This is a genomic window from Fusobacterium sp. JB019 (genome assembly GCA_030673965.1).
Taxonomy (GTDB): domain Bacteria; phylum Fusobacteriota; class Fusobacteriia; order Fusobacteriales; family Fusobacteriaceae; genus Fusobacterium_B.
The window spans coordinates 241174-264228 of sequence record JAUTCN010000002.1 but is presented as its reverse complement, the minus strand read 5'-3'; the positions used below and the strand labels follow the sequence as shown (position 1 = coordinate 264228).

Annotated in this window: 26 protein-coding genes; 13 read left to right on the top strand and 13 right to left on the bottom strand. The window is 26.1% G+C overall.

Going from position 1 to position 23055, the window contains the following annotated elements; all coding sequences use genetic code 11:
* Positions 1–85 precede the first annotated feature (85 nt).
* The 12 genes from Q7K47_01500 (at position 86) to Q7K47_01445 (ending at position 10629) form a co-directional block, all read left to right on the top strand.
* The gene (locus Q7K47_01500) at positions 86–739 is read left to right on the top strand and encodes an epoxyqueuosine reductase QueH (protein ID MDP0505879.1); all 654 of its coding nucleotides are present in this window, start codon (positions 86–88) and stop codon (positions 737–739) included.
* Positions 732–1667: a TIGR01212 family radical SAM protein gene (locus Q7K47_01495; GenBank protein ID MDP0505878.1), complete on the top strand. Its 936-nt coding sequence runs from the start codon at positions 732–734 to the stop codon at positions 1665–1667. The genes Q7K47_01500 and Q7K47_01495 overlap by 8 nt, the downstream gene beginning before the upstream one ends.
* Entirely contained in the window at positions 1642–2499 is an 858-nt protein-coding gene (locus Q7K47_01490) for a MurR/RpiR family transcriptional regulator (protein ID MDP0505877.1), read from the top strand. Before Q7K47_01495 ends, Q7K47_01490 begins: the two co-directional genes overlap by 26 nt.
* Before the next feature lie 21 nt (positions 2500–2520).
* Positions 2521–3351 carry a glucosamine-6-phosphate deaminase gene (gene nagB / locus Q7K47_01485; GenBank protein ID MDP0505876.1) on the top strand — a complete coding sequence of 277 codons (831 nt, stop codon included), beginning with the start codon at positions 2521–2523 and terminating at the stop codon, positions 3349–3351.
* Positions 3352–3500: 149 nt separating this feature from the next.
* Positions 3501–5195: an FAD-dependent oxidoreductase gene (locus Q7K47_01480; protein MDP0505875.1), complete on the top strand. Its 1695-nt coding sequence runs from the start codon at positions 3501–3503 to the stop codon at positions 5193–5195.
* A gap of 27 nt (positions 5196–5222) precedes the next feature.
* Positions 5223–6011, top strand: coding sequence for a cyclase family protein (locus Q7K47_01475; GenBank protein MDP0505874.1), 789 nt, complete (start codon positions 5223–5225; stop codon positions 6009–6011).
* Positions 6012–6029: 18 nt separating this feature from the next.
* Positions 6030–6209, top strand: coding sequence for a rubredoxin (locus Q7K47_01470; GenBank protein ID MDP0505873.1), 180 nt, complete (start codon positions 6030–6032; stop codon positions 6207–6209).
* A 115-nt stretch (positions 6210–6324) separates the two neighbouring features.
* Positions 6325–7035, top strand: coding sequence for a DUF4163 domain-containing protein (locus Q7K47_01465; GenBank protein MDP0505872.1), 711 nt, complete (start codon positions 6325–6327; stop codon positions 7033–7035).
* A 24-nt stretch (positions 7036–7059) separates the two neighbouring features.
* A complete protein-coding gene (locus tag Q7K47_01460) occupies positions 7060–7494 on the top strand; it encodes a MarR family transcriptional regulator (GenBank protein ID MDP0505871.1) in 435 nt (144 codons plus the stop codon).
* A 96-nt stretch (positions 7495–7590) separates the two neighbouring features.
* The gene (locus Q7K47_01455) at positions 7591–8577 is read left to right on the top strand and encodes a YhdH/YhfP family quinone oxidoreductase (protein ID MDP0505870.1); all 987 of its coding nucleotides are present in this window, start codon (positions 7591–7593) and stop codon (positions 8575–8577) included.
* A gap of 153 nt (positions 8578–8730) precedes the next feature.
* Entirely contained in the window at positions 8731–9897 is a 1167-nt protein-coding gene (locus Q7K47_01450; protein ID MDP0505869.1) for a Fic family protein, read from the top strand.
* 108 nt (positions 9898–10005) lie between these two features.
* Entirely contained in the window at positions 10006–10629 is a 624-nt protein-coding gene (locus Q7K47_01445) for a hypothetical protein (GenBank protein MDP0505868.1), read from the top strand.
* Positions 10630–10681: 52 nt separating this feature from the next.
* Here Q7K47_01445 and Q7K47_01440 read toward each other — a convergent pair whose 3' ends face one another.
* The 10 genes from Q7K47_01440 to Q7K47_01395 form a co-directional block, all read right to left on the bottom strand.
* Positions 10682–12157 (bottom strand): citrate lyase subunit alpha, encoded by a 1476-nt coding sequence (locus Q7K47_01440; GenBank protein MDP0505867.1) that lies wholly within the window; start codon positions 12155–12157, stop codon positions 10682–10684.
* A 16-nt stretch (positions 12158–12173) separates the two neighbouring features.
* A complete protein-coding gene (locus Q7K47_01435; GenBank protein MDP0505866.1) occupies positions 12174–12890 on the bottom strand; it encodes an aldolase/citrate lyase family protein in 717 nt (238 codons plus the stop codon).
* Complete coding sequence (locus Q7K47_01430) at positions 12890–13153, bottom strand: citrate lyase subunit gamma (GenBank protein ID MDP0505865.1); 264 nt, start codon at positions 13151–13153, stop codon at positions 12890–12892. Before Q7K47_01430 ends, Q7K47_01435 begins: the two co-directional genes overlap by 1 nt.
* 58 nt (positions 13154–13211) lie before the next feature.
* The gene (locus Q7K47_01425) at positions 13212–14150 is read right to left on the bottom strand and encodes a bile acid:sodium symporter family protein (protein MDP0505864.1); all 939 of its coding nucleotides are present in this window, start codon (positions 14148–14150) and stop codon (positions 13212–13214) included.
* A gap of 8 nt (positions 14151–14158) precedes the next feature.
* Positions 14159–14542 carry an aspartate 1-decarboxylase gene (locus Q7K47_01420; GenBank protein MDP0505863.1) on the bottom strand — a complete coding sequence of 128 codons (384 nt, stop codon included), beginning with the start codon at positions 14540–14542 and terminating at the stop codon, positions 14159–14161.
* Positions 14542–15390, bottom strand: coding sequence for a pantoate--beta-alanine ligase (gene panC / locus Q7K47_01415; protein ID MDP0505862.1), 849 nt, complete (start codon positions 15388–15390; stop codon positions 14542–14544). Before panC ends, Q7K47_01420 begins: the two co-directional genes overlap by 1 nt.
* A 338-nt stretch (positions 15391–15728) precedes the next feature.
* Entirely contained in the window at positions 15729–16205 is a 477-nt protein-coding gene (locus Q7K47_01410; GenBank protein MDP0505861.1) for a methylated-DNA--[protein]-cysteine S-methyltransferase, read from the bottom strand.
* Positions 16195–17439 (bottom strand): SulP family inorganic anion transporter, encoded by a 1245-nt coding sequence (locus tag Q7K47_01405; GenBank protein ID MDP0505860.1) that lies wholly within the window; start codon positions 17437–17439, stop codon positions 16195–16197. Before Q7K47_01405 ends, Q7K47_01410 begins: the two co-directional genes overlap by 11 nt.
* A 359-nt stretch (positions 17440–17798) precedes the next feature.
* Positions 17799–18764: a tyrosine-type recombinase/integrase gene (locus Q7K47_01400; GenBank protein ID MDP0505859.1), complete on the bottom strand. Its 966-nt coding sequence runs from the start codon at positions 18762–18764 to the stop codon at positions 17799–17801.
* Positions 18765–19007: 243 nt separating this feature from the next.
* Positions 19008–19688 (bottom strand): pseudouridine synthase, encoded by a 681-nt coding sequence (locus tag Q7K47_01395; GenBank protein ID MDP0505858.1) that lies wholly within the window; start codon positions 19686–19688, stop codon positions 19008–19010.
* A 133-nt stretch (positions 19689–19821) separates the two neighbouring features.
* Between Q7K47_01395 and Q7K47_01390 the strand changes: the two genes are divergently transcribed.
* Positions 19822–20319, top strand: coding sequence for a hypothetical protein (locus tag Q7K47_01390; protein ID MDP0505857.1), 498 nt, complete (start codon positions 19822–19824; stop codon positions 20317–20319).
* Between the two features lie 109 nt (positions 20320–20428).
* Here the strand turns inward: Q7K47_01390 and Q7K47_01385 are convergent, their stop codons facing one another.
* From Q7K47_01385 to queC, 3 genes are all read right to left on the bottom strand, one after another.
* Entirely contained in the window at positions 20429–21760 is a 1332-nt protein-coding gene (locus tag Q7K47_01385; protein MDP0505856.1) for an MATE family efflux transporter, read from the bottom strand.
* Between the two features lie 96 nt (positions 21761–21856).
* On the bottom strand, positions 21857–22357 hold the full coding sequence (queF, locus tag Q7K47_01380; protein ID MDP0505855.1) for a preQ(1) synthase: 501 nt from the start codon (positions 22355–22357) through the stop codon (positions 21857–21859).
* An 18-nt stretch (positions 22358–22375) separates the two neighbouring features.
* On the bottom strand, positions 22376–23053 hold the full coding sequence (gene queC / locus Q7K47_01375; GenBank protein MDP0505854.1) for a 7-cyano-7-deazaguanine synthase QueC: 678 nt from the start codon (positions 23051–23053) through the stop codon (positions 22376–22378).
* Positions 23054–23055: the final 2 nt, after the last annotated feature.

Sequence of the window (23055 nt, the reverse complement as noted above, 5' to 3'; positions counted from 1 at the left end):
ATTTTTTTGAATTATCTCTTGAAATTAAGTCAAAAGTATATTAGAATATAAGTGAGGTGTAATTATGGAAAATAGAGGGAATAAAATAAAAATTAACTATGAATTAGAAATGCAAAATCAAATAAAAGATATACAAACAAAAGATAAAAAACCAAAATTACTTTTACAAGCTTGTTGTGCTCCTTGTAGTTCAGCTGTATTAGAAGCTATAATGGATTATTTTGATATTACTTTATTTTATTATAATCCTAATACAACAGAAGAATCTGAGTATTATAAGAGATTAGAAGAATTAAAAGAATATATAAAAAAGAGAAATTATAATATTTTCATAGAAGAGGGAAGATATAATCCTAAAGAAGATTTTTTTGATAAAGTTAAAGGAATGGAAGATTTAAAGGAAGGTGGAAAAAGATGTTATCTATGTTACACTATTCGTTTAGAAGAAACAGCAAAATATGCAAGGGAAAATAATTATGATTATTTTGCAAGTGTTTTAACGATCAGCCCTTTAAAGAATGCCCAGTGGATAAATGAAATAGGGAAAAATTTACAAAAGAAATATTCTATTAATTATTTTTATAATGATTTTAAGAAAAAAGGAAGATATCAAGAATCTATTAAACTTTCTAAGGAATATGATTTATATAGACAAGATTATTGTGGATGTATATTTTCTAAAGTGGAAATGGAAAATCATAGAAAAGAGAAGTTAGAAAAGGAAGGGATTCATGAATAATGATAGATTTTATTCTCTAAATAATTATTTAAAAGAAAAATTTCTTCATAAGATATATAAGGTTTCTTTAGATGGAGGCTTTACATGTCCTAATAGAGATGGAACCATTTCTTCACAAGGTTGTATTTTTTGTAGTGATGCTGGAAGTGGAGAATTTGCAGGGTCTAGAACTAAAAGTATTACTAGTCAGATAGATGAACAACTAGAATTTATAAAATCTAAAAATAAAGATAATAATGTAATTGCTTATTTTCAAAATTTTACAAATACATATGGTGATATAAACTATTTAAGAAAGATATATTATGAAGCTCTTTCTCATGAAAAGGTAATAGGTATAGCTATTGCAACAAGACCTGATTGCATGAATAAAGAAGTTTTACAATTATTAGAAGAAATTAATAAGGATTATTTTTTATGGATAGAATTAGGATTACAAACTGCTAATGATAATATAGGAAAAATAATAAATAGAGGTTATGATACAGTAAAATATATAAAAACCGCTAAAAATTTAAGAGCATTAAATATTAAATTTGTAACTCATATGATAATATCTCTTCCAAAGGAAGAAAAGCAGGATTTATATGATACTGTTAATCTTATAAACGAAGTTAAGTCCTGGGGAATAAAGATACATATGCTTTATATTTTAAAAGATAGCAAATTAGAAGAATACTATAATGAAGAAGAATTTAAAATATATAGTGAAGAAGAATATGTTGAAACAGTTATTGAACTTATAGAGAGATTAGATAAGAATATAGTTATACATAGATTAACTGGTGATGCAAAAAAAGAAGAATTGTTATTACCAACTTGGACACTAAATAAAAGAAGAGTTTTAAATGATATACATAAGAATCTAAAATTAAAAGATACTTTCCAGGGGGCGAAAAGAAATGAGTGTAATATCCAAATTAAATAAAATGCAAGGTATGTTTACTAAAAAGGAAAAGAAGATCAGCAAATACATACTAGATAATTTAGATAAGATAATGCATATGAATACCTATGAAATAGCAGAAGAATGTGAAACAAGTCAAGCTTCTGTAGTTAGATTTGCTAAAAAAATGGGATATTCTGGTTTCCCTGAATTTAAGGTTGATTTTGGAAAGGATATGGGGAGAAGAGAAGCAAAGGAAAAAGTTAATTTTGTTTACGAAGATTTAAAAGGCGGAAACGAAATGGAAGATATGGTAAAAAAAGTTGTATATGTTAATAGTAATATAATACAAGATACTTATTCTATAATTAGTACAGAGGATATTGTGGATAGCATTACAATGATTACAAAGGCTAAAAAAATTATGATTATTGGTGCTGGTTATTCTGGAATTATAGCAAGAGATTTACAATATAAACTTAGAGAACTTGGAATAATGGCTTTCTTTGAATCTGACTATCATATGCAATTATCTACAATTTCCACTCTAGGAGAAGAAGATTTGTTATTTGTAATATCTCAAAGTGGTAAAACTTTAGATATATATAATTTAGTAAAAGAAGCTAAGAAAAAAAATATTAAGATAATTTCTATTACTCAAATGGCAAAAAATCCAATAAGTGAGCTATCTGATGTAAATTTACATACTGTTGTTGAAAAAAATAATTTTAGATCAACTGCGTTATATTCAAGAATTTCTCAATTAACAATAGTTGATATTATATATGTGGCATTAATTACAAGAAATAAAAAACTTGCTGAAAAATATATAGGAGATGCTCTAAAAATAGTAAGTGATTTTAAAATTGATTAATTATTTTATTAGGAGGAATAAATGAGAGTAATTATAACAAACAAAAGTTTTTGTGACTGGGCAGCAATTCATATTGCTAAAAGAATATTACAAGCTAATCCAACTAAAGAAAAACCATTTGTATTAGGTTTACCTACAGGGGGAACACCTATTGATATGTATAAAAGATTAGTTGAATTTTATAAGGAAGGTATTATTTCATTTGAAAATGTAGTAACTTTTAATATGGATGAATATGTAGGGCTTAGTAAGGAAGATGATCAAAGTTATTGGAAATATATGCATGAAAATTTATTTAATCATGTTGATATGAAAGAAGAAAATATAAATATTTTAGATGGGATGGCTAAAGATCTTAAGAAGGAATGCAAAAGATATGAAGATAAGATTGAATCTTATGGGGGAATAGATTTATTTGTTGGAGGAATTGGTCCTGATGGACATATTGCTTTTAATGAACCTGGATCATCTTTAACTTCAAGAACAAGAGATAAAGAATTAACTATGGATACAATTATAGCAAATTCAAGATATTTTGGTGGAGATTTAGAAAAAGTTCCAAAACTTGCATTAACTGTAGGGGTGGGAACAATTATGGATGCTAAAGAAGTATTAATAATTGTAAACGGAGAAAAAAAAGCAAGAGCACTTCGCCACGCCGTAGAAGAGGGAATAAATCATATGTGGACAATCTCAACTCTTCAAATGCATAATAAAGGAATTATTGTTTCAGATGAAGGAGCAACTAATGAATTAACAGTGGGAACATATAGATATTTTAAAGATATTGAATCTAAAAATTTAGATACAGATAAATTGCTAGAAGAATTTTATAATAAATATAAAAAATAAAGACATATAATTTTAATTCTAAGAGAACTACTAATGCGTAGTTCTTTTATTTTATTTTTTTATAACCAAATCGCTTTAATCTAAGTCTAATAGGATATAGGTTATTTTTTTTATTTTGTTTTTTTTCTAAAGAAAAAGGGGGAGATATTATGAAAAAAATTGTTATTATTGGTGGTGTAGCTGGAGGTGCTTCTGCTGCTACAAGACTTAGAAGATTAGATGAAAAAGCTAAAATTATAATGTTTGAAAGAGGACCTCATGTTTCTTTTTCTAGTTGTGGATTACCTTATCGTCTAGGAAATGTAATTAAAGAAACAGAATCTTTATTTGTAACTACTCCAAAACAATTTTATAATAATTTTAATATTGACGCTAGAATAAATGAAGAAGTTATTGAAATAGATAGAAAGAATAACAAAGTAAAGGTAAAAAAAATAGAGACAGAGGAAATATATGAGGAAACTTACGATAAATTAATTTTATCTCCGGGAGCAAATCCAATTGTACCTAAGTTTCCTGGAATAGAAAAAGTACAGGTCTTTACTGTAAAAACTGTAGTAGATGTTATGAATATTATAAAATTTTTAAATGATAAAGAAGTAAAAGAAATAACAATAATTGGAGGAGGCTTCATAGGAGTAGAGACAGCTGAAAATTTAAGAGAAATTGGCTATAATATTACCTTAATTGAAGCTATGCCACAGATTTTAAAACCCTTCGATTACGATATGGTGCAAATTTTTCACAAAGAGTTAATGGATAAAGGAGTTAACTTAATTTTAAATAAAAAAGTAGAAGGTTTTGAAGAAAATAAAGTTCTTCTCTCTTCTGGGGAAAAAGTAAAAACAGATCTTGTATTAATGGCAATTGGAGTTTCACCTGAAACAACATTAGCTAAAAATGCTAACTTAGATATAGGTAAAATGGGAGGAATAAGAACAAATCAAAACTATATGACAAATGATTCTGATATTTATGCCATTGGAGATGCAATTGAAGTTTATAGTCCTTTATTTCATGACTATTTTAAACTCGCATTAGCAGGACCAGCTCAAAAACAAGGAAGAGCAGTTGCAGATCATATTAATGATTTACCTGTTGAGAATAGAGGATTTATAGGAACTTCTATTATAAAAGTTTTTGATTATAATGGTGCTTCCACAGGGATGACAGAAGGATTTATTAAAGCTATGAATTTAAATGTCGATTATGACACTGTTGCTTTAGTTGCTCATGATAGTGTAAGTATTATGCCAAATTCTAATCCTATGTATTTTAAATTAGTTTATGAAATTCCAACAGGAAAAATATTAGGAGCCCAAGCTATAGGTAAGGGAGATGTAGCTAGAAGAATAGATGTAATAGCTACTTCCATTAAATATAATGGAACTATTTATGATTTGAAAGATTTAGAATTATGTTACGCTCCTCCTTTTGGAACAGCAAAGGATGTTGTTAATTATGCAGGATATATAGCAAGTAACTTAATGAACGATACATATAAGCATTGTTCATTTGCTAAAGTAAGAGAATTAGTAGAAAATGGAGAATACATAATAGATGCTAGACCTCCAGAAATATTTGAAAAAGTACATATTAAAGGAGCTATTAATATTCCTATATGTGAAATAAGAAAAAGAATAGATGAAATACCTAAAGATAGAACAGTTTATATCCATTGTAAAACTGGATTAACTAGTTATAATGGAGCATTAATTTTACAAAGCTTAGGAATAAAAGATGTTGTCTCTGTTGATTGTGGTTTCTCTTTACTTTCTTACTATGAATACTTTAATGATAAAACTCAATCAAGAGAACCTATTGTAACAAAATATATGTTTTAATAGTATTGTATAATGATGGAGGTGTTTATGTTAGATGATTTATGGAAGTTATTAAGTGAATTAAAATCTTTAGAATGGATAGAATTATCTCATTCATTAACAAATGAAAGTCCTTTTTGGGATGGGATTCCAGAGAATGCAGTGGAGTTAGGAACTAATCTTGTTGATTATAACTATATAGAAGGAATGCCTTTACAAATTCAAAGTTTCAAATTTCCAGGACAGTTTGGAACTCATATAGATTATCCAAGGCATTTTATAGAAGAGGGAAGAACTTCAGATGATTTTCATATTAAAGATACTATTCTTCCTTTAGTTATATTAGATGTTACAGAGAAGGTAGAAAATAATTTTGATTATGAAATAAACATTGAAGATATTGTTAATTTTGAAATTAAGCATGGTAAAATTCCAGAAAATAGTTTTGTTGCCATGAGAACTGGTTGGGGAAAAAGATGGCCAGATAAAACTTTATTAGAAAATGCAGACTATGATGGAAAAGAACATTATCCTGGATGGACAATAGAAACATTAAAATATTTATTTGAAGAAAGACATATAGCAGGAGTAGGACACGAAACTTTAGATACTGATGCTCCTATTACAAGTTGTGCTGTTGGAGATTTACAAGCAGAAAGATATGTGTTAGCTCAAGACAAATTTCAAGTTGAATTACTTGCAAATTTAGATAAAGTTCCTTTAACTGGATCTTTAATATTTATAGCTGCCCCTAGAATTTCAGAAGCTAATGGGCTTCCAGTAAGGGTATGGGCTATAATTCCTTCAAAACAAAAAAAGCACCATAAAAAACACTAATATAAAAGGGGGGAAATTATGAAAAAATGGAAATGTACTCTTTGTAACTATGTTTATAATCCTGAGGTGGGGAGTCCTAAAACTGATGTTGAACCTGGAACAAAATTTTTAGATTTACCTGATGATTGGACTTGTCCTATTTGTGGAGCTACAAAAGACAAGTTTGAACCTTTGCTAACAAAGATATTAACTGATTAAAAGATTCTTCTAAGGGTAGATACACATCTACCCTTTTTTATATTTTGTTGATTAATTACATTAAAAGTAATATAATAGATAGGTATTACTTTAGTTTTTGTGAAAGGAGATATAAATGAAAAAAATAATAACAACTTTTTTATTAGTTGCATCAATAGGTTGTATGGGAGAGAAAAAAATAGTTATTAAAAATATAAAAGAAAAATCAGAGAATAAATATTATTCTTATGAATACTCTGTTCCTCAACTTTCTTTTAAAGATAAAGATTTTTCAAAGGAAAATGCAAAGTTTAAAAAAATGATAGAAGAGGGAAAAAATGATTTACAGGAAGAATTAAAAGAAATTGAATACTTACAAGATAATATGAATAGTTCTATTAAATATGAAGAAAAAATATCATACGAAACTTATGAAAATGATTTTGGATTAACTTCTATTTTATTAAATAATTATTATTATCAAGGTGGAGCTCATGGATTAACAAATATAGTTTCTTATAATTATTCTAATAAAACAGGGAAAGAAATAAAAGTAAATGACATTCTTACAGAGGAGGGAAAGGCATATATTGAAAATAGAATATTAGAAAATATTAGAGAGGATTTTAAAAAATCAGATAATGATGACACTAAAGTATTTTATTTTCAAGATAGCTTAGAAAGTGATGGAGTAAGATTAAAAAATGCAAATATTTATTTTAAGGAAGATAAATTAATTGTAAAATATCCTCATTATACTTTAGCACCTTATTCAACAGGAATGCCAGAGTTTATATTTTCAAAGGAAGAATTAGAGGAGTACCTAAAAGATTTTAATAAAAATTAATTAGATTAAATAGAAGGGGCGAGAATGAAAAGTACAAATACTATAATAGGTTTGATTTCAACAATTAATGAGAAGAGTAGTCAATATATTAATGAAGAATTAAAAAGAAATAATATTACAGATATTATAAATTCTCATGGAACTATATTTTCTTTATTGTATATGAATGAAGGAAGACTAACAATTAATAAAATTGTTAGTAAAACAGGGAAAAGGAAATCTACTATAACAGATATGGTTAAGAAATTAGAAAAATTGGGATATATATCTAAGGAAAAAAATAAACAAGATGCTAGAATAACTGAAATTGTTCTTACTGAGAATGGTTGGAAATTTAAAGAATCATTTAAAGAAATAAGTGATAATCTTTTAGCTAAAACATATTTTGATTTTACTGATGAAGAAAAAGAGTTATTAGTTAGCTTACTTCGTAAAGTTAAAAGAAACTTTGAAAAATAATAATAAATAAAATTTGACATTCTTCATACTTTATTGTATAATCACCTTATCTTAATAAAGTACGGTTTCGTACTAATTAAAAATTTAGGAGGAACGATGTTATTTAAAGCTTTAAGAATTTTTGAAGAAGATGGAAAATTTATTAGAAAAATAGTAGAGAGAGAAATTAATGATTTACCTGAAGGAGAGGTAGTTATAAAAGTTAAATACTCATCTCTTAATTATAAAGATGCATTATCATGTACTGGAAATAGAGGAGTTACTAGAAAATTTCCTCATACACCAGGGATAGATGCAGCTGGTATTGTTGAATCTTCAACAGTTGATACATTTACAAAAGGTGAAGAAGTTATCCTTACAGGTTATGATTTAGGAATGAATACTGATGGAGGATTTGGAGAATATATTAGAGTTCCTGCTTCTTGGGTTGTTAAAAAACCAGAAGCTTTATCATTAAAAGAAGCTGTTATTTATGGAACTGCTGGTTTCACTTCTGCATTATCAGTTTTTGAATTAATTAGAGAAACAAAACCTGAAGATGGAGATATTTTAGTAATAGGAGGAACTGGAGGAGTTGGAAGTCATTCAGTTAAATTCTTAACTAAATTAGGATATAATGTTTATGCAACTATAAACAATCCAGAGGAAGAAAAATTTGCTTTAGAATTAGGAGCTAAGGGAGTTCTTAGTAGAGAAGAAATTGATGATCAATCTGGAAAAGCATTATTAAAACAAAGATGGGCTGGAATTATTGATACTGTTGGAGGAAATCCTCTTTCAACTGGAATAAGAAGTCTTAAATATGGTGGAACTATAACTAGTTGCGGAAATGTTGCTGGTGGAGATATTCCTCATGCAAATGTTTATCCTTTTATTTTAAGAGGAGTTAGATTTATAGGTATTGATTCTGTTCAATGTCCTATGGAAAAAAGGTTAGCAGTTTGGGAAAAATTAGCTATGGAATGGAAAGGTCATAATCTAGAATCAGGAATTAAAGAAGTTGGACTTGATGGAATTTCTGAAGAAGTAGATAAAATGCTTGCAGGAAAAATGATCGGAAGAGTTATATTAAAACACAATTAAAAGATATTATTATCTATCTTTTAAGATAAAGTCAATCACTTTAGAGAGAACTTAAGAAATTAAGTTCTTTTTAATTTACTTGAAAAATATATAAATTAATGGTAAACTGATATATATTGGTATCAGTTAGTATCAGTCGATAAGGAGGGAACTATGGAAACAACTTTGTTTTTTAATATAATAAATGATAAGGATTTCTTTAACTTAAAAAAATTAAAATATAAATATTCTAAAGATGCTGTTTATAATTGTGTAGATATATTAAAGATGACAATGTTTAATGAAGTTAAGTTAAAAGATTTTAAAAATAATAATATTGTCTTTATACCAAGTAAAGTTTCATTAAATATTAATTCTATAAAAAATCTAATTAAACCAAACCTAACAGAATATAATTATGGATTTAAAGCAATGAATGAGGAAATTTATTCTACTTTGAAAATAGAAAATATTCATTCAGAGCGTAAAAACATTGAAAATGTTTTAAAGGGTTATGCTACACATGATGATAAAGATAATCATATAATGGGAATAAAAAAAGGTTTAGATTTTATAAGTGACAGCACAAATAAAATAAACAAAGAAAATTTAAAAATTTTATATGATTTAACAATTGGCAATTATTTAAAAGATGAATCTAAACTTTTACCAAACAATTTCTATCGTCATGATAAAGTATTTGTTGTTGGAGGAAAAGAAGTTCATGAGGGATTAGCTTATGAAAAATTACCTGAATATATGGATGAATTTATAAAATTTATTAATGCTAAATCAAATATAGATGATTTTATAAAATCTATAATGATACATTTTTATTTAGCATATATTCATCCCTACTTTGACGGAAATGGAAGAATGTCAAGATTATTACATTTATGGTTTCTAGTTCAAAAAGGATATCCAACTTCTTTATTTGTATCTTTTTCAAAATATATAAATGAAAGTAAAAATAACTATTATAAAGCTTTTCAGATTATAGAAGAAAATGAAAAACTATCAAAAGTTATTGATCTGACCCCTTTTATAAACTATTTCATAGAAAATGTATATAATAAACTAGAATTTAATGGAAACGAAGAAAATATTTTTGATATATTTTTAGAAAAATTAAATGCAGGGGAAATAACTTTAAAGGAAAAGGAATTATGGAATTTTGTTATGTCTCACTATGGAAAGAATGAATTTACAACAAAAGAATTAGAAAAAACTTTTGGAAATGCTGCCTATGCAACTATTCGTTCCTTTGTTTTAAAATTTTCAGAATTTGGACTTTTAGGAAGTCAGAAATATAAGAATAGAAATAAATATTTTATAAAATAACATTTTATAAATATTAATAAATATAAAACTTGCCTTTAACTTTTTTATGTTGTATAACTATAGTGTAGATTTAATTTCTTATTTTTAAAGATGATGGGAGGTTTTGTTATGAAAAAAATTATTTTATTTTTACTAATTACATCCACTTCAGTCTTTGCTAAAAAAACATGTATAGATCAAATTTCAGTGAAATTTGGGACTGATTTATCCTCAAAATATGAGTATATAGGTACCCAAAAATATTTTACTGATGAAACAGAAGGAAAATCATATGATTTTTCTGTTGAAGCACTTAAGTTAATTGATGATAAATTTAAAGTTGGATTAGGTATTTCTTATCAAAAACACAATAACAGAAAATTTTATAAATACAATCCTACATTAACTACTTTTGGAATGGAATATGATTCTATTCCTATATATGGAACTTTAAACTATAATATTAATTATAAGGATTTAACTCTATATTTAAAAGCTAATCTTGGATATTCTTTTAACATTAATTCTTCTGATCTTCGTTTTAATAGTCTTAAACTTGATTCAAGTAGTGAAAATGGTTTATATACAGCTTTTGGGGGAGGAATAGAATATAATGATTTTTTTGTTGAATTAATGTATGGTATAACTAGAAGCAAAATTAAAGTTAAATATAATAATAAATTATTTAATTTTAAAGAAAGTAATGATTATAAAAGAGTAACTCTTTCTGTTGGTTATAATTTCAATATTTAAATAAATCTTCCTTAATTTTTAATAAATTAAGGAAGATTTATTTCTTTTATTTCTATTTTTTCACTTGTTTTATTATGTCAATTACTTTTCCATCTGAAGATTCTATTACTCCAACTATATTTTCTGTATAAGTTGGTTTCTTAGGTACTCCTGTTATTTTAGTAACTGTCTCGTATAATTTTTTTATATTAGTTAATTTTATATTTTCTTTCTTTAAAATTTTAATTAAATCTTTTCTCCTAGGATTTACACAAATTCCTCTTTCTGTTACTAGTATGTCAACATCTTCACCAGGAATAACTGTATTTGTAACTTTTTTAGTTATTATAGGAATTCTTTTTCTCATGCTTGGAGACATTGCAATTGTAATTTTTGAAGTATGTGCAATATCTTGGGCCACTGTAGGAACTCCCATTATCACACCATTTGATCCGGTTAATAAATTTATATTAAAATCAACATCTATTTCTGTTGCATTTACAATTGCTATATCCAAATCAGATAAAATTCTATCATAGGAAGCATCTGAAACTTCCATATGTTTCTCATTATTTAATAAAGATTTAGCAGAAATAACATCATAACTTTGTAAATCAAAAATATTTTCAAAATATCCCTCTTCTAATAAATTTACTAAATAAGCAGAAATCCCACCACTTAGAAAAGATCCTTTAATTTCATTTTTCTTCATATATTCCTTAAGATATTTACTTATTGCTAAAAATGCTCCACCAGGTCCTGGTTGAATAGAATACCCATTTTTAATATATCCTAATTTAATCAGAATTTCTGCAGCTTTTTCTGCAATTATTAATTCTCTTGGATTTTTAGTTAATTTAATAGAATTTAAAAAATTAGTATTAATAGTCAGTGATTTTATCTTAACTATATAATCTACATAATCCATAGGTATTGAAATTTTTTCCAAAGGAAAGGGCACAATATTATCTGTAATCACAATAACTTTATTTGTAAATTTCATATCAGTCATAGAATAACCAGTTGAACCAAATGCTGATTTACCTTCTATACCATTAGAATTTCCCATTGTATCACAAGATGATGCAATTAAAAAGGCAACATCTATTTTTAATTTTCCAGAAATTACTGAATCAACTTTATTTCCAGAACTTCTAAAAATAACAGGATTTTTTAATATATTATTTATTGAAATTTCCTTTGCTATTTCTCCTCTAATTCCAGAAGTACTTATTTTTGTAATTACTCCTTTTTTTATATATTTAATTAAAGGCTCGTGTATTTTTCCAAGGGAAGAAACAACTAAATTTATATCTTCTATTCCTAACTTATCAATTTCTTCAATTATTAAATTTAAGATATTATTATTATTTCTATGATTAGTTTGAAAGGAAATAGTCATCCCACTTATTAAATTACTTTTAATTATACTTTCTTTTATATTTTTTAAAACTTTGTCCTGTGATTTTTCATTAACTTTATTTTCTGTGTAAAGTTTAACTTTTCCATAACCTTTTATAAAATCGGGTATTTCATTAGAATTCTTCAATTTTTCTCCTTTCATACTAATCCTTATAATAATAACTATCTTTATAAATGTTATTTATTATTCTAACTTGAGATGGATGAAAACAAATTTTTCCATTAAATCCAATATTCATATTATTTTTAATTTCTTTTATAAAATTATCTTCATCAGATAAATCTTCAAAGGGACTATCAATACAATAAATATCTTTAAGTGCTGATCCCATAACTAACATTTTTTTACCTAAAGATAGATCTTCATTATTTTTATGTCTTTCTACTTTTATCTTTCCTCTAAACTCCTCTTTGTTAAAAGAAAGAGCAAGTATTCTATTTGTACTCATAACTATATTTTGAATATTCATAATTAAAAATGGTTTCCCTATAAAATATATAATTTTAGAACTTCCCTCTTCCACATTAGATTTATTTTCTAATGCTTTTAAAAATTCATCAATCTCTTTAATATTTTTTTCTTCTTCTAAATATATCCCAAAATTTCTTATTCCAGCAGCAAATAAATCTTTAATATCTTCCTTCCAATAATCAGATGAAATTAAATTAATATTTATTATAATATTATCTAAATTATAATCCATATGTTTAACTGCCTGTACAAGTAATTCTCTAGCAGAATCTTTTTCCTCTATAGATATAGTCTTATCTAAATCAAATATTAAATAATCTGCTTCATACAAATGAGCATTTGCAAGTATTTTTGGAGTGACCGATGAAATTAATAAACTTCTCATCATTATTTATCCCCTCCTTGTAAAGCTCTTTTTATAGCAACTTTAGTTCTAGCTTTGATTACAAAATCCAAAGCTCCATAATCTTTTAAGATAACCTTAATATTTTTAATCTTCATTTCATCAAGGATTTCTATTATAGCTTTTTCCATATATTCTCCAAACATATCCTTTAGTTTTGAATTAATTTCAATATCTCTTCCTTTGTTTTTCAAATCTACAATAACTAAAGCATCTGAATCTTTTTCATTTCCACAACTTCCTATCATCACTTCTCCTTTTTTCTACAAAAATACCCTAGTAGTTAATATCTACTAGGGTTAGTTGTTAAATCTTTTCTTTTTTTCTTGTAAAATATGTTGCTAATAATGACCCTGAAATATTATGCCAGACACTAAATAATGCTCCTGGAATTGTTGCAAGTGGATTTGCTGCAAAATTACTAACTGCTAAAGAAACTGCTAGTCCTGAATTTTGAGTTCCAACTTCAATTGATATAGCACTACTTTTATAATCTTCTAACTTCAACATTTTTCCAACTGAGTAACCAAGTAATAATCCAAGTAAATTATGGAATATAACTACTAATATTACAGTAAGTCCCATAGTCAAAATTTTAGAAGAATTATTTCCTATAATACATCCAATTAATATAACTATAGTTGTAATTGATATTAAAGGTAAAACGTCCTTTGTCTTTTCTATTTGTTTTGAAAATAAATGATTAATTAATATTCCTAAGAATATTGGTAATGCAACTATCTTTAATACTGATATTACCATTGCTATTAAAGAAACTTTCACCCATGTTCCAATTAATAAATAAGTTATTAATGGAGTAAGTATAGGTGATAATAAAGTTGATAACATTGTCATTCCAACTGAAAGAGATACATCTCCTTTAGCTAGATAAGTTAAAACATTTGAAGCTGTTCCACCTGGACAAGTTCCAACTAATATGACTCCAATTGCTAAATCTGGAGGTAATTTAAATATTACTGCCAGTGCATAAGCAAGTAAAGGCATTATAGTAAATTGTGCTAAAGTTCCTATAATTATATCCCTTGGACGTAATAAAATTAATTTAAAATCTTCTAATCTTAAAGTAAGTCCCATTCCAAACATTGCAATCCCTAATAAAGGAACTATGTATGGAGTGGCCCATGTAAAAAAACTAGGTTCAAACATTGCTATTATTGACATGATAACTATAATTAATCCCATAAATTTTCCAACATTTTTAGTAAAGGCAGCTAAGATTTTCATTTTATCACCTATCCTAACTGTCCGTGTTTTTCATATCTAGTAACCCTTTTAATTTTATTCTCTTCATCTACAAAAACAACTTTTGGTTTAACTGCTTTTGCTTCTTCAACAGACATACTAGCATAACACATTATAATTATTTTATCATTCACACTTACACATCTAGCAGCAGATCCATTTAAACAAATTAAACCAGATCCTCTTTCACCTGCTATAACATAAGTTTCAAATCTACTTCCGTTATTTACATCTGAAATTTGAACTTTTTCATATTCAATAATACCACTTGCATCCATTAAATCTTCATCAATAGTAATACTTCCAACGTAATCAAGAGCTGCTTGTTTCACTGTAGCACGATGTATTTTTCCTTTTAGCATTGTTAATTCCATTATCTTTTACCTCCATTAAATGTAAAATTGTCTATTAAACGAGTATTTCCAATATATACAGCCACAGCAACTAAAATATCTTTTTTTATTTCAGAAACAGGCTCTATATTTAAACTGTCCACTACTTCAACATAGTCAATTTTTGCTAGAGGTTCACTATTAATTTTATTAACAATAACTTCTTTTAAATGATTTACATTATTATCTTTTTTTAAATAATCTTTACCTAATTCAAGAGCTTTACTTAAAATAAGTGCTGCTTGTCTTTCCTCTTCATTAAGATAAAAATTTCTACTACTTTTAGCTAAATTATCCTTTTCTCTAACAATAGGACATCCAACTATTTTTACATCAAAATTTAGATCTTTTACCATTTTTTTAATAATAGCCAATTGTTGTGCATCTTTTTCACCAAAGTATGCTTTATCAGGAGTAACTATGTTTAATAATTTTGAAACAACAGTACAAACTCCCTTAAAATGAATTGGTCTAGATTTACCACATAAATTTTTTGATAAACCATTAATATTAACATAAGCACATGGATCTATATACATTTCTTCTGGTGATGGATTAAAAATTAAATCAACACCTGCAGATTTACATAAAGCAGAATCTGCTTTTAAATCTCTTGGATAAGAAGATAAATCTTCATTTTCTCCAAACTGAGTAGGATTAACGAAAATTGAAACTACAACTAAATCGTTTTCCTCTCTACATTTTTTTATAAGACTTAAATGTCCTTCATGAAGATATCCCATAGTTGGAACTAATCCAACTGATAATCCTTCTTTTTTCCAACCTCTTACTAAACCTCTTACTTTTGAAACTTTTGAAACGATATTCATTCCTTCTCCTCTTTACATCATCCTACATATTTAAGCATATTTCCATTTACAATAGTTATATAATAAACTCAAAGTAGATCGATATACATAAAATAATATAAATTTATTAGGAATTTATATGTTTTTAATACTATTTACAAACCAAAGATACCAACTAGATTTTTTTGCTTTTATATTTTAAGCTATTATCTTGTCCATATATTAATTTCACCAATTCCTATATTTCTGTCAATATCTCAATCATATGTTTTTGTAAAAGTTCAAAATGAATATTATAGCATATAAAACACTAACTAAAATAATAATAACAAATTATACCAAATTACGCAAGTAATTTATTAGTTTTTTTGCTTTTGTTCTAAATTTAATAATTTTTCTTTCAAATTTAATCCACCTGCAAACCCAACTAATTTTCCTGTGCTCCCAATAACTCTGTGACAAGGAATTATAATTGGAATTGGATTTTTATTATTTGCAGAACCCACTGCTCTACAGGCTTTTGGACTTCCAACTTCAATTGCAATTTCTTTATAACTTTTAGTTTCTCCGTATGGAATATTAATTAATGCCTTCCAAACTCTTTTTTGAAATTCAGTACCTAAAGGTTTTAAAGGTAAATCAAAATGTTTTCTTTCTCCTTTAAAATACTCATTTAACTGAGAAATTATTTTTTCAGAAAAATCATTCTTACATTCTTCAGGGAGATAAGTATGTTCTGGAGAAATAAAGTTCAAACCTAAAACTTTATCTTCAGAATGAATAACTAAAAAGTCACCAAAGGAACACGTGTAAAAAAAGTGATACTTATTTTTCAAGAGAACCCCTCCTAATCTTATTTAATATATAGTAAGAAACTAAACCTAAAATTATTCCTAAAGAAACATTTTTTATTAAAACAGTTACAGCAGTAATTATAAAAGGTAAATGCTTTTTAGGATTTTTAAATACTTCTTTTAATATTTTTATTTTATTCATTTTAATTCCTGTTGTTATTAAAATTCCAGCTAAAACAGTTAATGGAATTTTTGACATGTAATTCCCAAAGAATAAAATTATAAATAAAATTGTTATTGAATGAATAAGAACAGAAACTCTAGTTTTTTGATTATTCATAATTCCAACTTGAGTACATGAAATTGAAGCTGCTGTGGGAATTGCTCCTATAAAAGGTAATATCATATTTCCTATTCCAAGGGCAAATAATTCATTATTAGAATCTAAAGTTTCATCTTTTTGTTTTGCTGAAGCAAGACCACAAGATATGGATTTTAAAATTAATAGAAATCCTATTGAAAAACTAGGAGCTATTAAAGGCAATATATTTTTAAAACTTATATAATTAAAATTCAAGGAAATAGCATTAAATATAGATTTTGGTATTTCCCCTATTGTAGCTATATCCAATTTGAAAATAATATTTATGATTAAGAAAAGCATAATTACAACTAAAGAAGCAGGGAAAATATTATTTAGTTTTCTAGGATATAAAAACAATATAATAATTGTACAAAGTCCCATACCTAAAGAAATTAAATTAGAATCCTGTATATTAGAAAAAGCAAATATAATTTTTTCTATTGAACTTCCATGAATTCCTGGAACTCCAAAAAGTTTATTTAATTGATTAGCTATTAATAATATGGATATTCCAGAATTTAAACCAAGTACAATTTCATTTGGAGTATAGTTTATATATCTACCTAGATTAAATATACTGCATAATAAAATGATAAAACCTGAAATTAATCCTGTTAAAAAAACTGCTTGAAGTCCATACATGGAAGTTAAACTTGCAAGAATTCCTAAAGTAACTGCAGTTGATCCATTAACTTGAAAACTTACATTTGACATGGCAGCTATAATTACTCCCCCAAATAGAAAGCTATATAATCCTGAAATTGCTCCAGTTCCACTAGTAATTCCATAACTAAGTCCTAAAGGTAAAGCTACTGCCACAATTGTAAATCCAGCTAGTAAATCTTTTATGAAAAATTTCAAAGAATAATCCTTAAATTCATTTTTGTAAATATTTATGTAATTAAAATCCACTTTCATTCCTCTCCTCTTATTTTATACATTAAGTCCTATTATATTTTATATTTAACCCACGCTCTTTAAATCTGCCACATAATTATTTCTCGTAATTATTATTCTGTACAATTATCTGAACAACTATCATATAATGTTAATTATATGCTTTTCACACGCAATAATAATTGTTATTTATATTCTTTGTTATTTTTCATAGTTTTTAATTTAAGTGTTTAATCATTTATAAATCTAGGCAATTACAATTTATATGATTGTTATACTACTTTTTCTTAAAATCTAAATTATAGCTTATTTAATAAAAAAGTCCTAGAAAAACAACTATACAGTAAATATATTTGTTAATAGGACTTTAATTCTTAATCTGGTATTTTAGAGATAACTTTTTTGTCTAATAGTGATTTTGCGTTTATATAAATTTCTGTAACCTTACTATCTGAATGACCAAGAAAATCTCTAATTTCTAAAAGATCTGCTCCATTGGCAGAAAGTTCTGTTGCAATTGCGTGTCTAATATTATGAGGACTGATATCTAAATTTATGCTTTTCCCCATTTCTTGAACTAGACTATATAACGCCCTATATGAAAGTTGCGTGTTTTTTTCAAATGAACTTGGAAAAAGAAAAAGCTCTCCAATTTCTTCCTCATCATATTCATATACATTAAATACATAATTTTTATACTCTTGAATTTTCTCAACTAAAATAGAATGCAATGGTTTATACTGTTCTCTTCCATTTTTTGATTTTTCTATTTTTATGAAGTAATCATTGTTTCTTTTAAGTATATTTTTATATCGGACATTAATTAATTCCTGACTTCTCATTCCAGTATAAAACAATGCATATAGAATGATGGTATTTCTATACTCTTTTTCATTTGTAACTTTATAAGTAGCTAATATATCTTTAATATCCTCGAAAGAAACCTTTAATATATTATCTAAATTTCTAGTTGTTTTAAATAACTTTATAAATTTAAAAGGATTATTTACCTTATGTTTTTCTAATTCTTTATATAATGATTTTAAAGCTGATATAATTTTATTTACAGATGTTTTTTTTAATTTTCTCTCATATAATAAATGAGATAAATAATCCTCAACATCTTCCTCTGTTATATCCGACATTAACTCCACTATTTCATCTGGTTGAATGCTGTCCCCATCATAAACAAATGATAAAAAGTCATTTAAATAAAAAAGATAATCTTTCATGGTCTTTTCACTTTTGTAAATTTCAAATATTGATTTCCTAGATTTTTTTTCTTTCTTTTTTCTTCGCCTAGTACTCACTTCATTTTTATCTTTTACTATCAAATCCATTTTATCACCTCCAAATTCTTCTTTAATGAAAAAGGTCCTATTAAAAACTATATTTAGTGAAATATTCATTTTTACAAATAATTCTTTTATATACTTAGTTATAGGACGCTTTTTTATGTGATTTCTATTATTTTGAGTTTTATATTTTTTATTGACTTATTAATCCTAAGTTATTTTTAATGTTGCATAAAAGATAAATTAAAAACTATAAAAAATAATTTTTTTGTTAAATAATTCTATTTTTTAGATGATATCTTCTAATTCTACTTCCTTAACTTCACCTAATTCTAAATCATCTAATTTTAATTTTCCAAATGAAATTCTTTTTAAATATGTTACTTCATTATCTATTTGCTCTAACATTTTTTTCACTTGATGAAATTTACCCTCATTAATAGTAAGCAATATTTTTTTACTTTCTAAAGCTTCAACTTTTCCTGGTAAAGTTATATATCCTCCAATATCTATTCCCTCTTCTAATTTCTTAATGTCATTTTGACTTATTATGTTTTTAGCTTCTACATAATAAGTTTTATCAACATGACTCTTTGGAGAAAGCAATTTATGATTTAATTTACCATTATTTGTAAAAAGTAAAAGTCCTTCAGTATCTTTATCAAGTCTTCCAACTGGAACAAGATTCTTTCTAACTACCCAATCAGGTAAAAGATCCATTACAGTTTGATCTCTATAATCTTCAACTGCTGTTACAAATCCAGCTTTTTTATTTAAAACATAATACCTAAACTCTTTGTAAGTTATTGGTTCTCCTCTAAATAAGATAATATCTTCCTTTTCATTGATGCTAGTTTTTGGATAAACTTTACAAGTCCCATTAACCCTTATTGCATTTTCATCAATTAATTTTTTTACTTCACTTCTTGTTCCAAGTCCACATTCTGTTAAAAATTTATCTAATCTCATATATCTCCCTTTTTAAATTTATTCTATATTACTATTATACATTAATTTTACAAATATTTATATATTTATTTGTTTTAGATATGACAAGATGTTATAATAACTTATAATAAACGTGTATACTAAGGAGAATTTTATGAATAAAAAATTATTAATCAGTCTTTTTTTAGCTATTAGCTCTTTTAGTTTCAGTAATGATAATGAGCCAAACCAATTTCATGCTCAAGTTGAGTTGGTGCAATCATTAGCTGTAAAGGTTGAAAGTGATTTAAATTATGGGAATATTATAGCAGGGACATCTAATAATTATCCAGTTCAAAAAGGAAGAGTTAAAATCTTAGGAGTTCCATATACCTTGATAAATTTACAAATTAAAATTAAAAATCAAAGTATTCATAATCAATCAGGAAGTCGTATTCCTTTAAAAAATAAATATAATGATACAATATACACTCGTGTATTTTATGATTTTATTCAAGGATATCCTTATTATTCTACTGGTGATAAAGAAAGTATCTTATCCAATGAAAATGGAATTATAGAAATGGTAATAGATGGTTATATTCATTTACCTTCAAGCACTAAAGCTGGTAATTATTCACAAACTTTAGTATTTGTTGCTAGATATGATTAAGAAAATAAAAAAAATCAACATAATTTATTAAACAAAGTTTAAAAAAATGCTGATTTTCCCGGGGTTATACAAATTTAATTGTTGAAATAATATTTTTTTGTTGAAACTTTTAATACTTGTATCTCCCTTTTTTTATTAGTATAAAAAATATTGAAACTGTTAAACCAAAGGCTTCTGCCACAGGAATAGCAAGCCATAATCCTTTTTCATTTAATATTAAAGGTAATAATAATATTGTCCCAACTAAAAATATTAATGTTCTTGAAAATGAAATTATTGCTGATATCTTTCCATTTGATAGAGCAGTAAACAAATTAGAAGCAAATACATTATATCCAATAATTAGAAATGAGAATGAAAATAATGGAAATCCTTTTAAGATAATATTATATACATTAGTTCCTTCGTGTGTGAATATCTCTACTATATTTGGTAAAAATATTCTTGAAAATGAAAATATAAATAAAGAACTAATTCCAGTAAATATAATACTATACTTAAATAATTTTTTTAATTGATCACAATCTCTACTTCCATATTTATAACTAATTAAAGGAGATACTCCCATTGAATATCCTAGATATATAGCCATAAATATAAATTCCAAATATAATGCAATTGTTATTGCAGCAACTCCATCTTCACCATAATATTTTAAGAAAGATATATTAAATAAAAAAGTTGTAATACCGTAAGCTAAATTAGTTACCATTTCAGAAGATCCATTCACTAATGATTTGAATACAAAGCATCTATCAAAACAAGTCTTAGCAAAATGTAATTCTCCCCTCTTCAATAATCCAAAATAGATTAATCCAATGGAAGAGGGAACAAGATATCCAAGTCCACTTGCAAGTGCAGCTCCACCAACACCAAATTTTAATATTACAATAAAAAAATAATCTAATATTATATTTAATATCCCTCCTCCAAGTGTACTAATTAATCCAAGAGTTGGAACTCCTGCAGTTATAAAAAATGTCTGAAACATAACTTGCAAAAATAAAAATGGTGCAAATAAAAATAATATCTTTCCATAAGCAATACTAAAAGGAAGTTGTATATCACTTGCTCCTAATAATTTAGCAATAGAATGAATGAAATTTGTTCCAATTAATGAGAATATCATTCCAATCCCAATTCCTAAAATTATAATTAATGTGAAATTTTTTCTAGCTTCCTCTACCTTTCTTTCCCCTAACTTTCTAGCTACAATAGCACCTCCACCAGTTCCAAGCATAATTCCGATTGCAAAAACTAAACTTAAACATCCTGGAAACATAATATTCATAGAAGATAAAGCTGTTGTTCCAACATATCTAGATACAAATATTCCATCTACATTTACATAAATAGATAATATTAGCATCATTAATATATTAGGAAAAACAAATTTCATCAAAGAAAGAAAATTATAAGTTTTCCCTAAGTTGTTATTCATAATTATTTTTTCCTCCTTATATATAATAATTAAAGTCTGTCTTTCATTATATTCCTTTTAATTATTTATGTCAAGAAGAGGGAAGTAAATTATTATTTATCTATTATCTATTTTTTCAGGATACATATCATGATTAAATAATCTATCTTCTGCTACCTTTTCCCATTTAGTATCTTTCATTCCGTAATTACAATATGGATCTATAGAAATTCCACCTCTTGGGGTAAATTTCCCCCATACTTCAATATATTTAGGATCCATTAATTTTATCAAATCCTTCATTATAATATTCATACAATCTTCATGAAAATCTCCATGATTTCTAAAGCTAAATAAATAAAGCTTTAAAGACTTACTTTCCACCATATTTACATTGGGAACATAAGAAATATAAATTGTAGCAAAATCTGGTTGACCTGTGATTGGGCATAAACTTGTAAATTCAGGAGCATTGAATTTCACAAAATAATCATTATCTTGATGCTTATTCTCAAAAGTTTCAAGAACTTCTGGAGCATAATCAGTTGGATATTTTGTATTCATGCACCCTAAATGCGATATATTTTTTAAATCTTTTTCTTTTCTACCTGTTTCCATACTATTCTCCTTTTATAATTATAATATTGGATCTTTTACTCCATTTAAAGTAAAAGCTTGTATTCTATCTATACAAGTTCCACATTTCCCACATGGAACATCATTTCCTTCATAACAACTCCAAGTAAGTTCATAGGGAACCTTTAATTCTAAACCTTTTTTTACAATGTCTTTTTTTGTCATTTCTACAAAGGGGGCTTCTATTTTTACTTGTCTCCCAGATCCTTCATAAATTGCTTCATTCATAGCATCATTAAATTTTTTAGAACAATCAGGATATGCATTATGAGCAGCATCATCACTATGAGCTCCATAAAAAATAATTTCACATTTTTTAGAAAGAGCTAAACTTGCTGCAGTTGATAAAAATAATCCATTTCTAAAGGGAACATAAGTTGAAACTGTTCCTCCATTATTTTCATCAATTTGTTCCTTATATGATTTCGTTGGAATTTCTGCATTATTCTTTTTTAATAAAGTACAATCACTTGCTGCAAAAATTTTAGTTAAATCCATTTCAATATGTTCTACCTTATAAAAATCCGCAACTTTCCTTGCACTTATTATTTCCTTATCATGTTTTTGTCCGTAAAACATAGAAAGAGAAATCACATTTTCATTCCCGTATTTATTAACTGCCATTCCTAGACAAGTTGATGAATCTACTCCCCCACTTGATAAAACCATTACCTTCATAC